10 protein-coding genes are annotated in these 13,276 nt (G+C 59.8%); 4 read left to right on the top strand and 6 right to left on the bottom strand.

Annotated features, from left to right (window positions below; all coding sequences use genetic code 11):
- Nucleotides 1–547: 547 nt before the first annotated feature.
- From E7681_RS18480 to E7681_RS18470, 3 genes are read right to left on the bottom strand one after another with little or no spacing between them, the layout of a single operon-like run.
- Entirely contained in the window at nucleotides 548–1,861 is a 1,314-nt protein-coding gene (locus tag E7681_RS18480) for an McrC family protein (protein WP_136340739.1), read from the bottom strand.
- Nucleotides 1,861–5,091 (bottom strand): AAA family ATPase, encoded by a 3,231-nt coding sequence (locus E7681_RS18475; RefSeq protein ID WP_246032550.1) that lies wholly within the window; start codon nucleotides 5,089–5,091, stop codon nucleotides 1,861–1,863. Before E7681_RS18475 ends, E7681_RS18480 begins: the two co-directional genes overlap by 1 nt.
- A complete protein-coding gene (locus E7681_RS18470) occupies nucleotides 5,092–8,430 on the bottom strand; it encodes a TM0106 family RecB-like putative nuclease (protein ID WP_246032549.1) in 3,339 nt (1,112 codons plus the stop codon).
- A gap of 41 nt (nucleotides 8,431–8,471) precedes the next feature.
- On the opposite strand from E7681_RS18470, the gene E7681_RS18465 reads away from it, so the two are divergent.
- From E7681_RS18465 to E7681_RS18455, 3 genes are all read left to right on the top strand, one after another.
- Entirely contained in the window at nucleotides 8,472–9,455 is a 984-nt protein-coding gene (locus E7681_RS18465) for a helix-turn-helix transcriptional regulator (RefSeq protein WP_136340738.1), read from the top strand.
- Between the two features lie 25 nt (nucleotides 9,456–9,480).
- Nucleotides 9,481–10,146, top strand: a complete 666-nt coding sequence (locus tag E7681_RS18460) for a HEPN domain-containing protein (RefSeq protein WP_211089835.1) — start codon at nucleotides 9,481–9,483, stop codon at nucleotides 10,144–10,146.
- Nucleotides 10,147–10,237: 91 nt separating this feature from the next.
- The gene (locus E7681_RS18455) at nucleotides 10,238–11,452 is read left to right on the top strand and encodes a hypothetical protein (RefSeq protein ID WP_246032548.1); all 1,215 of its coding nucleotides are present in this window, start codon (nucleotides 10,238–10,240) and stop codon (nucleotides 11,450–11,452) included.
- A 309-nt stretch (nucleotides 11,453–11,761) separates the two neighbouring features.
- On the opposite strand, the gene E7681_RS19440 is transcribed toward E7681_RS18455, so the two are convergent.
- From E7681_RS19440 to E7681_RS18440, 3 genes are read right to left on the bottom strand one after another with little or no spacing between them, the layout of a single operon-like run.
- Nucleotides 11,762–12,031, bottom strand: a complete 270-nt coding sequence (locus E7681_RS19440; protein ID WP_211089834.1) for a hypothetical protein — start codon at nucleotides 12,029–12,031, stop codon at nucleotides 11,762–11,764.
- Nucleotides 12,032–12,054: 23 nt separating this feature from the next.
- Complete coding sequence (locus E7681_RS18445) at nucleotides 12,055–12,372, bottom strand: type II toxin-antitoxin system RelE/ParE family toxin (RefSeq protein WP_136340736.1); 318 nt, start codon at nucleotides 12,370–12,372, stop codon at nucleotides 12,055–12,057.
- Between the two features lie 4 nt (nucleotides 12,373–12,376).
- Nucleotides 12,377–12,631: a ribbon-helix-helix domain-containing protein gene (locus E7681_RS18440; protein ID WP_136340735.1), complete on the bottom strand. Its 255-nt coding sequence runs from the start codon at nucleotides 12,629–12,631 to the stop codon at nucleotides 12,377–12,379.
- Nucleotides 12,632–12,711: 80 nt separating this feature from the next.
- On the opposite strand from E7681_RS18440, the gene E7681_RS18435 reads away from it, so the two are divergent.
- On the top strand, nucleotides 12,712–13,276 hold a 565-nt coding region (locus tag E7681_RS18435; protein WP_281277671.1), incomplete at its 3' end, for a plasmid partitioning protein RepB C-terminal domain-containing protein.

Raw genomic sequence — 13,276 nt, 5'->3', positions numbered from 1 at the left:
TAACCTCGCTTGTGCAGGGTGTCGCCATTCGATGGACCCTTGGAGCACGTGGCTTTTCGCTCGTCGATGAAGGCGTGCGCTTGCTCGACGTCCAAGTGGGGCTGCTGCGTAGGTAGACTGCTTACCTTCTTAAGCGACAACTAACAATTACCACGTACGTCTCCGACACGGGCAACACCCCGCACAACCACGCCGCCTTCGGGTGTCTCTGTTTGTACCGAGAGCAGATGAACCCGCTTCAACTGCGGCGCAGTTCAATTTCGGCAACACACTGAAATCGCGTGATCTTTTTAATCCGTCTCGATTTGGCAAAAGGGCGGGTGGAAAGAGACGCGGGGCGTTCAGAGACCGATTTCGGCGGAAATACCAGTCTCCGAAAGTCGGATTGCTCCGCTAAACCCCTTTGAAACAAAAAGAAAAAAGGCCCCGCCAGGGACCTGTTTTCGGGTTTGCAATGTGCAAGTGGCGGAGGGGATGGGTCTAGCATCGAACCTTCTCCACATTCCAAGACGCCGTTTTTCTCTTGCAGAGCGGGTCTCTAGCTCGGTCAGCCAATGGCTTCGACTATGGTCTCATCGCCAATAAGTAGTCGTCGGATGCGATCGAGTATTTTCTCACTATTCGCCACGTCAATGCTGGCGGTCTCAAGGATCGTGGCATGCCCGGTTATGCGATGGCTGGCGTGAACAGCGTCTTCAGTTCCAAGGCCTGGGTGATGGGGGTAGAGAAGCGTCAAGCGGGGAGCGTGGTAGAGCTGCGCATAGGCCATCATCTGATAGACGTCAGCCTGTGAGACGCCCTGCTTGGGATCATCAATCCGCGAGGATATCCGCTTCCACTTGGTATCGATGACATGGCTTACAGTTCCACCCCTGCGGATCAGGATGTCGGGCTTGGTCTGGAACAGCCCGCGTTCACTGTCCTGCGCGCTGAGGCAGAACAGGCGTCCACCTTGAAGCGAAACGGTCTGCCCAGTTCCTGCTAATGCGCGAGCGATCAGCCGTCCGATATATTCTTCGAACAGTGCGTTCATCTCGAACAGCATAGCGGTTCCCTCACCCGTTCCGCCTGTCGTCGTCTGGTAGCGATCATGCAGGAAGAGACGCGCCATGGCGAACAACTCGCGCCAGGACCGGTTGGTCCGGTCGATGACGACCTCGTCCCATCGCAGAGCCGGAACTGGAACATCGGCGATGTCGGCGTAAACAAACGCTAGCTCGCGCAAGCGCTTCTGGTTGGCGCTGCGCCGCGAGAGGCGAAACAGGTGAACCACTGCCGCCTTCATGATCCGGTTGAGCGGCGTGTCTTCTGATAGAAGATCGAAACGACAGGCGAGGCGTGAAGGATTGACCGCATGATAGGTGAACTGACGGTTCACGTCGAGCTGACCACGCAAAGTCGGCAGGTCTTCTTCGCGCCCGACATAACGGCGCGGCATGCCCTTACGCAGAGTTTCGGTCAGCTTGTCGCAAAAGATGCGGATCAAGATTTCCAACAGCGTTTCGCGCTGCCAGGCGAGATCGGTAATGACACCGAGGTCGATCTTGAAATCAAGCGCTACGGCAAGCATATGCACTAGGCGTTTCCGGATCGCGGCGTTCTCGTGATTGGGAGTTTCACCGGGCGCCACATCGATCTTTGGTAGGATCTCCAGGCTTGCATCGCCCACCGCCAGAATTCCGACTACGCCGCGGGCACGCAAGGCGTTCCTGCCATGCTCAAGCACCCCGCTGCCGCCGCGTCCGGCGAAGGCCGAGCGGGTCGCCAGCGCCGCCAGTCGGTCGGCATGGTGCACCGCAATCTGACCCTCAGCCTCGCCATAGGCGATCTTTTCCCACTCACGAACCGTGTAGGCGGGCATCAGGCTGCGAAGTCCGTGAAATCAAAGCTGGTCTTCACGCTCCAACGCCGCTTGTCTCCGCCGAGATCATCATCGCCGAAACCGGCTGGCGTCGCCAATCGTCTGGACTCGAGGAAGCGGGAGCCGTTGGCACCATCACCGTCGCCGAGCACGGCGGCAACCTTTGACCAGTCCTCGTAAAAGTACTCCGCCAACAGCGGGATGACCTTGTGGCGCATGACGTCATCCAAATCGGCGCGGGTAGTGCAACCGGTGAAGTATGCATGGCCAATCTGATGTTCCCGATCGAAAAGATACTCGATCCGCTCGTTGAGGGTGCGCAGAAGCTTGCAAAGATCGACCCCGTCGAGATTTGCGGCATCAAGCTGCCGCGCCGCCAGCGCCCGCCGCAGTTCTTCAACGTCGGGCATCAGCTCGCGGAAGGTGAACCGGCGACGCAAGGCGGTATCGAGCAGCGCAATTGATCGGTCCGCGGTGTTCATTGTGCCGATAATGTGCAGGTTGGCTGGCACGCCGAAACTCGTCCCAGAATAGGGAAGCCGAACTCTGACTTCGTTTTCGCAACCGAGCCGCTTATCAACTTCGAGCAGCGTGATCAGTTCGCCAAAGACTTTGGAGATATTGGCACGGTTGATCTCGTCGATGATGAGGACATGCGGCCGCGCACTGGCCACCGGCCGCTCAGCATTAGGATCGATCACCACCGATTCCAGCGCATCCCAATCAATCCTGTTCGGATCGAGACGATAGGCTGACTGACGGCGGAAGTTCCGGGCGTAGAAAGGTGCGCGCTCCGCTCCGTTGTCATCCCGCCAGATCCATTCAACGTTGCGCCGATGCGGATGGAAGTCGGCGTCGGCATCAAAATAATACTCGCCGCTCACGCGTCCGAAGGCGCGATAACTGTCACGGCCATCGGAGATGACAACATAGTCGCCGACCTGAAGGCCGGAACGAAACGCGAAAAGCATTTCGATATTGGGATCCTTGCCGGATGCATCGGGATCCTTTTGGTCGTTCCACTCCTTTCGGATTTCTTCGAAATCGTCGAACCGCTCGTCCGACCAGTCGATATCACCGCCCCAGCCGAGATGGATCAATCCGTCATCGAGGCCTTCGCGAATTCGGCTTTCCTGGCTACCGCGCTGACCGAGAGCAATCTTGTAGATCGGGCGCGAACGGTCGAGCCGCTTTGCCGGCGCATCGCCTGTGTCGAGTCTTGCCCTCTCGCTGATGATCTTGAATACGCCGGCATGGGGCTTGAGGCTGAAACCGCCAGAAGTGCTGGCGCCCTCGTCGTCACCTTCCTGTTCGCTCGCTGTCGTCGGCCGAAGCCCTTCAACAAAATCCTCATAGGAAAATGACTGGTGGAACGTCACGAACTCGATCCGACCTTCACCAGCAAGGCGGCGGTACTCAGTCATCAGGGCATCGCGGTCATGGCGCAAAGGCTCTGCCGCGTTCCGGCCCAAGCATAGGCGCACCGCCTCCCAAGCCGTGGCGTAGGTTTTCCCGGTTCCCGGCGGGCCGTAGAGGATGAGATTGGTGGCGGTGGGCATTGCGGTCATGGGTTCAAAGGTCATGGGTTCGTGCCCTTCCGCCGAGGCGAGCTTATAGGTGAAGACGGTGGAACTGCTGGGATTTGGCAGGGTGTGGTTCGGGGGCGGAACCGCCGCGAGTTTCTGAAAATCCTCGCTCCCGAGCGCGCTACAAATTGCCGGATGCCGATCGTGCAGACCGATGTCGCGGCCGAGGTCGCCTGCTCGGATGGCAACTTCTGCTTCGCCATTCTCGCGAGCCGGTTCGATATAGTAGTTGCGCGCGCACAGGCGGATGCGGTCGGCAGCTACGATCAGGTGTTCGTAGCGCTCAGGCGAGGCAACCGCCGCGCCTTCGGCATCGACGATGATGTAGCCCGCATTGTGGAGCTGGGCCGCAGCACTGGACCTTTGCCCCCAGCCTCCATTGAGTTCCGTTTTGCCACGCAAAAAGCCGACGATCGGTTTTGAGGGATAGATCCTGTTGGGCCGCTCGCGTGTCGATCGCACCCAGTAATCGCGCGGCTCGCCGAAGGCGTCGAAAATCGCGGCGTGCTCGCCCGATTGGCGATAGCTGTCGTAGGCGTCCATCGCCCCCTCGATCGCCTCGCGCGAAAAGGATGCTGTGTCTTCTTCCTTGTAATTGTGGACGACCCACAGTGCGCCTTGCACATCGATCATGTCGCGTGGCGCCAGCCCCTGAGACTCGAAAGCGCTGCGGACCGCTTTCATGAAACGCCATTCGTCACGATAGGTATCAGCCATAGACGAGTGATCGGGGAACCGACTGCCCACAGCTTGCAGCCATAGATCCTGACGTACGGAATGACGGATATAGATGCCCTCGTTGGGGGCGAGATGCAGGAGTAGGAATTCGCCGATCTGACGGGCCGGATCAGGCTTACCGTTCGGCACTGCCGCAATCCAGGCGTTGACGAAGGCCTCCAGCGCCACAGCGTGGCCGTGAGCTGCGCCAAGCGCGGCATCGACGAGTTCGCGCAAGGCGGGCCAGAGCTTTTCACGATTCGCATCACCCTTCGGCGACATCGGCCAATAGGCGCGCCATTGCAGCAGATTGCTTTTGGCGAGCGCGGTGTGCACGGCATCTGCGAGATCCTGATCGGATCCGGGTTGCGTGATTGCTGCCTTGAGCTCAGCTGCAATCTCAAGTTTATAGGTTCGCTCCGCCTCGTCGAAACGTGGATCGGGAAGGTCAAAGCGATCAAGGGCGGGAAAGAAATGGCGAAGGCGCTCGATCCAGCGCGTGATCGCCGCCGGGTTCAAAACCAACTCATCTTCAGAATTTAACAAGGTCCTCAGCAGTCGGCGTAGGGCCTCAGCGTTATCGATCCGAACGACAATGCAATCAGTATTGCCAAAGGACCAGTCACGGCTGAGGGCGGAATGCCGCCCACCATCCTTCATGCCGCTCTGATAGGGTCGCAGCTCGCTGGCAAAGCCGCTCGCCTCGGCGCGATCGCGCCACTTTGCATGAAGAAAGATGTTGGCCGGATTCTGCATCTCCCACAGCAGGCGCTCACCACCACCAAATTCAAAGGACACCATTTTCTTGGTGACCCCCCCGCCCGGGCGCAGGCCCGAGCCGCGCAGCACGTCGAAAAGCGCCCTGCGCAGCGGTAGGGGGCGGTCGCGTTCATTTTCGTCGAGCCGTGCCTCGAAACTCTCCCACATTCAAAAATCTCCGAGTTTAGGCAAAGCACACAGCGTGTTCACCAATCGCATCTGCTCGACGGTTTCGCATTTCGCCTCGCGTAGACGCGGTGCACCAAAAACCAGCGCCAGCCCCTTGGCACGTGAGACCGCCACGTTGATCCGGTTGAGGGAAAACAGGAAGTCCATGCCCCGCGGCGTCTCTTCAGCCGATGACGCGGTCATAGAGACCAGGCAGACAGGCGCTTCCTGTCCTTGGAACTTGTCCACGGTGCCGACGCGAATGCCATCGGGTAGCGCGTCGCGCAGGGCATTTACCTGTGCGTTGTAGGGTGCGACCACAATGATGTCGGACTGACGCATTGGACGCGTCGTGCCGTCTTTTTCGGTCCATGCGGCCGTCAGCAGTTCGCGGGCGGCAGCCTTTATGGCCTCGATCTCCTCCGGCGCGATCTGGGCATTGCCCTCATGCGGGACCGAGACCCAGAATGCGCCCGCCGAGGGAAACGCAGTCCCGGCCACTGCCTGGCGTGAGGTATCTGGGTGGCTGGTCAGCCGTCCCTCATAGACCTGGTCGGAAATGAAGCGGCAGACATCCGGATGCATCCGCCGCGACACGGGCAGGAAGATGCCGCGGTCACGCGGGACTGTCGCATGATCTCCAAGCATCCAGTCGAGGCAAGAGAGGTTCGCAGGCTCGGGGTGCGCCCCCTGGATCACCTGCGGCAACTGGCGCGGGTCGCCGACCAGAACGATATTGCGCGCAGATCGCCCCATGGCAACCATGTTGGCAAGCCCAACCTGACCCGCCTCATCCACGAAGAGCCAGTCAAAAGCCTGAACGTTCTCATCACGGGTAAAGAACCAGGCGGTCGCGCCGACAACCTGCCTGCCGCCGGCGGCCTCGGCATTGTCGGTGGTGCGACGGACGGGGCAATCGTCTGGATAGCTCTCATCATCTCCCGAAGTCTTGTGGACGAGGTCGAGCGTGATCGGCAGGTCAACATCCTCCAGCGCAGCAAGGCAACCCATGAGTACGTTGCGGATGGCCTCATGGCTGTTCGAGGTGACGCCGACGCGCGCGCCTTGCCGTACCAGCGACAGGATGGCTCGCGCGGTCACATAGGTCTTGCCGGTGCCTGGCGGTCCCTGGATCGGCAAGACTGTTCCGTCCATCGCCGCTACGGCAGCGATGGTCCCTGCCACGGGATCCGTGACTTGCTGCAGCGCTCCGGTAACAAGACGCGGTGCGGCCTTGGACAGCAGATCGTCCACTGCCGTGTAACGGCGCGGCCCGCATTGATCGGCAATCACGTCGCGGAGCGCGATGGCGATGACATCGGTATTCAGCGGCCAGTCCGGGTGCAGGGTCAGGCGGTCCGTCAGAAGATGCGCCTTCGCCGCCCCGGTCTTTAGGGTGATCTCGCGCGAAGTCCGATCTAGGTCGGTGATGCTGATTGTGGCAGGCGGCCCGTCAAGGACAGGCACCGTCGCGTTCTTGCCTCCCCGCAACTTTGTCTCCTGCTGCGGGAAGCGATAGGTGCGTGCCATCGAGCGTTTCACGGGTTCAGCCGCGCCCGAGGCCTCGAGCCCTGCAAGCGCGTCGAGATCGTCAATCAGATCATCTTCGTCCTTGCCAACGCTGTCGAACACCGCCCATTGCGCGGGCTTCGCCTCGCGCTTGTGAAAGAGGCCGAGGTTGAACAGCATCTCTTGCCGGTCCTTTGGTAAGCCGGAAGCAGCAAGGGCCGAACGCAGCGCCTCCGTGTCTGCATCCTCCTCGGCCTCCTTCATGCCCGCATCCTGCCCAAGCGATGGCCATGGGCAGCCGGGGCGAATGCCGACGAGCCAATCTCGCAGTTCTTCGGTCGAAATACAGTCGACACGGTTATAGTCCTCGATCTCGTCGAGGATCTGCTGCTCGCCCGTCTCGCGCCAACGCTCATAGGCGACGACCGAACCGCCCGCGGTTTTCACTTCTCCATCGCGCTTGCGGCCATAAAAGGCCTCCATCGACTTGATGGAGTAATTGGGCTCGGAGCCGATCAGCCCCCCACGCACGACGGCGAACAGATCGACGAACCGGCGCTCGCGCAGGAGCCGGTCGAGGAAGGCCTCGCCGATGCCGTACTTCGTCGTCAACCGTCGCAGCGCGGTGATCTCGTAGGGCGCATAGTGATAGATGTGTGCGTCCGGATAAGCTGCGATGCGCGCACGGAAGATTTCCAGCAGTTCAGCGAGTGCTCGTGCTTCGGCAGCATGGTCATGCGCCCAAAACGCCTGGAACTGGCCATCGAACCAGACGCCATGCAGGTATTCGAGGCCGCCCTCGAAATGCGGATCGCCTTCGATGTCATAGAAAAGATCGCCGACCTGCGGCTCGGGTAGCAGATCGAACCCTTTGCCGGGCTCCGGTGAGCGCAGTTCAAATGCGGGCATCCCGGTTTTGCGGGCGTGTTGCAGACGGGCCTGGCCTAAAAGGCGCATGCGCGTGTTTTCCGACATGCCGCGGATCGGATGATCGAGACTGGCGAGGGCTTCCATGGTCTGGATACCTGCGGCTTCCAGCTTCTTCACCTGTCCACGGCTGATGTTGGCGACATTGAACAGGCTGTCCTCAGCCTTCCAGACCTCGGCGCAATGGTCGCCCCAGCGGCAAAGACCACAGTCCGCACAGGGGATCGGGCGGGTTGGCTGCGGATCGGCCACGAACCCTTCGAGCCGCGCCCGCGCCATGCGGGCGTAGGCAGAGTAGTCCGATAACCGAAGGGTCGCGCGGTTGCCGTCCCCCAATTCGACATGGGCGAACTCGGGCGCGGCGCCCTGAATCTCTGTCAGCAGATCGGAGTAAAGTACCAACTGCAGCACATGCTTGGGGTGTGGCCGCCGCTTCAGCTTGGTATCGGCCACCTCGTAGCTGAACGAGCCAAGCGCGGATGGTCGATCGACTCGCTCCAGGAAGTCGGACCAGCCGCCCCAGTTGCCTGACACAAACGCTCCTTGAAAGATGATGTCGGCGCCCTGCGCCAAGGCCTTGCGCGTGGCATCCGCGTCGCGGGTCAGCTCGCCGCAGTCGATTTCCACGACGGACTTGCCAGCGGCCTTCTGCTTCGCGAGATGCGCGGCCTCATGTTCATCGCCCTGTTTCTGAAGGAGTTCCGCATCCTCGCTGTCTTTACGAGGCTGCGGCCCACCACCTTGCATGTGAGTAAGGTCCAACGTGGTCGCATGACGGCAACCCATGAACCGCATCAGATCCGATGCGGAAAACAGGATTTGGCCGTCGACATCCCTCATGCGTGCTCCCAATGAAAATTCCACAACCCGCGAGGGAATCGCCTCGACAGATTGCAGGATCATCAATAGCTTGCGTGGGTGTCAATCTCTGACATGGAGAATCCATGTCCTTCTCGAAGGCTCAAGACCTGCTCCGGCTCGCCCGGATGGCGGCTGCCCGACGCACCGGGATCAGCCTCGACGAGGTCTGCGAGGAATTCGAGGTCTCACACAGAACGGCTCAGCGGATGACCGACGCGCTGGAGGACACATTCACGAACGTCACTTTCGAGGATGGTCCGGACCGTCGTCGCAGATGGCGCATCGCCGATCCCCTTCTGGACCGGCTTGAGCCCCGACAGGAAACAACGATCGAAGCTCTGGAAATCGCAATCCGTACGGCCGGAGAACAGGGCCGCCTGCGCCATGCAAAGGCACTCTCGGATCTGCGAGACGGATTTCTTGCCCGCCTCAGCCCCAAGGAAGCCCTCAGAACCGAAGCAGATGCCGAAGCGGTGCTGCTGGCCCTCGGTCACGTCACGCGCCCCGGCCCAAAGGTTGATCTGGTACCGGAAGTGCTGGATGCGGTCATCGAGGCGTTGCGTGGCCCATTCCGTCTCCGGATCCGCTATGGCGAACCCGATGCGGACGAGCGCATTATCGAACCGCACGGCCTGCTTCTTGGCCACCGCAGTTACCTCGTGGCACGTCAGCCCGCTCGAAGCGACACTCTTCTCAATTTCCGTATGGATCGCCTCCACTCGGCCGAATGTCTCGACGAGAGTTTCGCGCTCGAGGCGGGGTTTTCGCTCGAGGCTTACGCCGCAAGGGCATTCGGCGTGTATCAGGACCCGGCCCAGTATGGCGAGGTGGTCTGGCGTTTCTCCCCCGAGGCCGCCAGGCGCGCCTCGGAATTCCGCTTCCATCCTACCCAAGAGATCGAACAGCAAAAAGACGGCAGCCTGCTGGTCAGGTTCACTGCCGCCGGATGGCTCGAGATGGCCTGGCATCTCTACCAGTGGGGAGACAAGGTCGAGGTTGTGGCGCCGGAAGGGTTGCGAACACTGGTCGCGGGCCATCAGAGGTCAGATTTCGACGCGCTGCCGTGAACAGGATTCAAGAAGGGAATTACGGATGAACGATGCTCTCGACTTCGCCAAGCTGAAAAACAAACAGCGCGCCATTCGAGATGGTTTTCCCGAGACGATGGGGCTTCGCGTTCACCGCGCCATTAGCTGGATCGGCCGCGCCGAGGCCTGCGGCGAAGATGACGACGCCCGCTTTGTCTTTCTATGGATTGCCTTCAATGCCGCCTATGCCGACGAGCGCGAGTTCCAAACCATTGCTCCTGGCGAGAGAGCCACGTTTCTCGACTATTTCGGCAAGCTCGTCGCACTGGATGGCGATCAACGTATCTACAGAGCCATCTGGCAGAGGTTTGCCGGGCCGGTAAGATTGCTCATGAAAAATCAGTATGTCTTCAACCCGTTCTGGCAGCACCACAACGGCATCGACGGGTTCGAGGACTGGGAAGACCGTTTCAAATCCTCGGCACGCGGTTTTGCGCAGGCTTTTCAGAAGGGAGACAATGCAAAGGTCCTGAGCTTCGTCTTTGACCGGCTCTACGTCCTTCGCAACCAGATCGTCCATGGCGGTTCGACCTGGAACAGCGCTGTGAACCGGGCCCAAGTCCGTGACGGTGCCGCAATCCTTGGTTTCCTGATGCCTACCTTCGTGGACATCATGATGGACAATCCGACCGAGAATTGGGGCAAACCGTTTTATCCGGTCGTATCGTAAATTGCAGAAACGATTTGGAAAGTGATGATCGATGCGGAAACCAAATCAGATGACCCGCAGGGATCTTTATGATCTGGTTTGGGATCAGCCTATGACCGCGCTAGCCGGGGAATTCGGCATGTCAGATCGCGGGCTGGCAAAGCTGTGCGCCCGGCACCACATCCCCGTTCCGCCCCGCGGATACTGGGCAAAGGTAGCCACCGGCGAGAAACCACCCGTGCCACCTTTTCTTGAACTCAAGGACCGCACGCTCGATCAGGTGACAATACGTGGCAGGACATCGAACCTGCCTGAGAGCATCTCTGAAATTGCGCGAAAGAGGAAAACCGAGCGCGAGAACCGCGTCGCGACGATCAGGCAGGTGGCGGAAGCGCCTATTGTACCGATCGAATGCCCGCACAAAAAGGTGGCGAAGACGGCGAAGTTCCTCCGCACCAGGAAGCCCGACAAGGAAGGCGTCCTCAGCGCAATCGAACCCGGCCACTGCGGCGTTATCATCAGTGCGCCCTCGACCGAGCGATCCATCTTCATCCTCGACGCGCTGGCCCGTGGCCTTGAGGAAGTCGGCCTCAACCTAACAGCCGAAGGGGACAAGATGTCCGTGCAGAGAAACGCGGACCGGGTGACCTTCACCCTGCTCGAGCGCACGAAACGGGTGAAATACATCCCGACGCCCGAAGAGGTCGCTCTCGAGGAGCGACGGAAAGAAAAGGAGGCGCGCTCCTGGCGACGAAACGACTGGGACAGCTTTTCCTTGGGCGGCCGACCGCCTTGGCCGGAATACGTGACAGAATGGACCGGACAGCTGGTATTCTCGATCGATGCACGGGCCGACGGGCTCCGAAAGACCTGGGGTGACGGCAAGACGCAACGTGTGGAACGCATGGTGCCGGACATCGTGGCCGGTATCGAGCTGGTTCTCGAATCCGTTCGTGTGCGCCGCGAAGACAGCGAGGAGCGCGAGCGGAGATGGCAGGAGTTGCATCGCCGACGAAAACTGGCTCACGCCAGAAAAGAGCGCGAAGAAAAGCGGCTGGCCCATCTCGAACGGATAGTAGAACTGCGTCGGGAGGCGCGCGAGATTCGAGACTGGCTGGCGAGCCTGCCTGACGATGCCAAGCCATCGGAGGACAGCGATCTCGGTCGGATGCTGATCTGGGTCGACCAACGTCTCGGCGAGATCGACCGCCAAACCGGAATAGTGGCGGCGCGGTCTATCACGGGAACTGGCGATCTGTTTCCGGAGATCGACGAACTACAGGACCCGCTCGGGGATCCCCCAGAGCGGAACGGCTGGTACTATTAGCGCGGGCGGTCATCGGGTCAGACCGTGCGCGCCGAATGCCTCTCTTGCCGAATGATTTCGCCAGCGCCTCACGGCGATCAACACTGAGAAAGGAGCGGCGAAAGATGGTCAGATGGTGGACCCTGTCCTGTGCCTCTGTATCTTTGTCCGGGAGCTTCCGTATTTTTTGCGCAATTCTGGCGGAAATTGCGCAATGGGCATGCTGGGAGCACGGCCCGAGTGACACCACTGGCAAGAAAGGGTATTCCCACGGCTCCTCAATGCAGGACCAGTAAAACCGCAACGCACTGACTTGAATAGGTTTTATTTCTACGCATTCGTCGTTTCGCGACCATTGGGGTCGTTCGAAAGGAGACGAAAATGCGCGAAACTTGTTTGAACCAAGTCGAATTGGCCGCCCGCTGGAAAATCAGTCCGAGGACACTTGAGCGATGGCGCTGGGTCGGGGATGGCCCGAGTTTCATCAAGCTGGGCGGCCGCGTAATTTACCGCATCGAGGATGTAGAGGCCTTCGAGCTTAAAGAACGGCGCGAAATTAAGGATGGGCACCTTCCACGCTGAACCTTCCTCATCGGACATAAAAGTAAGGAAGATTTGGCAGATCAACCAAGCCCGAATTCTTCGCGGAACCTGTCGATCTGGTGCATACTCTCGTGCAGGATTGTCACGATCCCGATGTCGCCGTTTGACAGATGACGCCAGTAAACGAAATGGTGCTGGTACCGGAAGAAGAAGCCCGCGACCTCAAATTCGGCCGGGACGGGTTTTGATGCAACGCCGCGCGTGGCGATCTTGTCGAAGGCTTCAAACAGGCCGGTGATGTATGTCTCGGCCTGATCTTCGCCCCATCTGTCACGGGTGTAGCGGTAAATGTCGTCAATGCGAAGGGACGCCCTTTCCTGGATCCGGATTGCGGGCACCGGCTCAGCCCCTGTTCCGCGCGATCACCTCAGCTGCAGTCAGAGGCTTATAGGTCTCTTCCGGCGCGGCGAAGGCATGAGCCAGCTCGGCCTTCAGGCGATCGAAGGCTTCGGCCTCCGCGCGCTCCTTGTCACGCCGGATCAAGTCTCGGATATATTCGCTGACGTTTTCATAGGATCCGCCTTCGCCGACGTTGGCTGACACGAAGTCACTCAATGCTCCACCAAGGCGGACGGTCATCGTGGTCGTTCGGGACATAGCGCGGCACCTCTCTTACCATTCGTATTCAATATAACCAATAACGCATACACTGCAAGCCTCAGCCATTCACCCTTCGCGTGCTGGATCCCTTCGGGATCCTGCGCCCTATTGACAGACCGAACTTTTACCCAGACGACGAAGCCTTCACATACAACAAGCGTATCAGCCGCATCGCGCCCATTCAGGAGCACCGGATGATCCTGAAGGCGATCGAGCGCGGTGTCTCGGAGGAAAAGATCGCAGCCGCGCTGGATCTCAACCCACGCAGCATCCAGCGCAAGGTCAAGCTGCTCGACGGTATTTGCCAGGAAGCCGTGGCGATCCTGAAAGACAAAGCATGCACGGCGGCCGTGTTCACCCATCTGAGAAAGATGATCGCTTTGCGCCAGATCGAGGCCGCTGAACTCATGGTGAACGCCAACAACTATTCTGTGGCCTACATCTCGGCAATCCTCGCGGGGACGCCCCAGGCGCAGCTGGTCGATGCAAACAAGCCAAAACGCATCAAGGGCGTAACACCTCAAGCTGTCGCACGAATGGAAAAGGAGCTTGCCCGGCTTCAAGAAGGGATCACCCAGATTCAGGACACCTACGGCCAAGACCATCTCCAGCTGACCGTGCTTCGGGGGTATGTCGCCAAGC

This window comes from Thalassobius vesicularis (genome assembly GCF_004799325.1).
GTDB lineage: Bacteria > Pseudomonadota > Alphaproteobacteria > Rhodobacterales > Rhodobacteraceae > Thalassobius > Thalassobius vesicularis.
This window is presented reverse-complemented; position numbering and strand designations above follow the sequence as displayed.

Excerpts from the sequence above, each read along its gene's own strand:
- E7681_RS18475 (WP_246032550.1), bottom strand. The coding sequence starts at position 5,091 with ATGTGGGAGAGTTTCGAGGCACGGCTCGACGAAAATGAACGCGACCGC.
- E7681_RS18460 (WP_211089835.1), top strand. The coding sequence starts at position 9,481 with ATGAACGATGCTCTCGACTTCGCCAAGCTGAAAAACAAACAGCGCGCC.
- E7681_RS18465 (WP_136340738.1), top strand. The coding sequence starts at position 8,472 with ATGTCCTTCTCGAAGGCTCAAGACCTGCTCCGGCTCGCCCGGATGGCG.
- E7681_RS18440 (WP_136340735.1), bottom strand. The coding sequence starts at position 12,631 with ATGTCCCGAACGACCACGATGACCGTCCGCCTTGGTGGAGCATTGAGT.
- E7681_RS19440 (WP_211089834.1), bottom strand. The coding sequence starts at position 12,031 with ATGTCCGATGAGGAAGGTTCAGCGTGGAAGGTGCCCATCCTTAATTTC.
- E7681_RS18455 (WP_246032548.1), top strand. The coding sequence starts at position 10,238 with ATGACCGCGCTAGCCGGGGAATTCGGCATGTCAGATCGCGGGCTGGCA.
- E7681_RS18480 (WP_136340739.1), bottom strand. The coding sequence starts at position 1,861 with ATGCCCGCCTACACGGTTCGTGAGTGGGAAAAGATCGCCTATGGCGAG.
- E7681_RS18470 (WP_246032549.1), bottom strand. The coding sequence starts at position 8,430 with ATGATCCTGCAATCTGTCGAGGCGATTCCCTCGCGGGTTGTGGAATTT.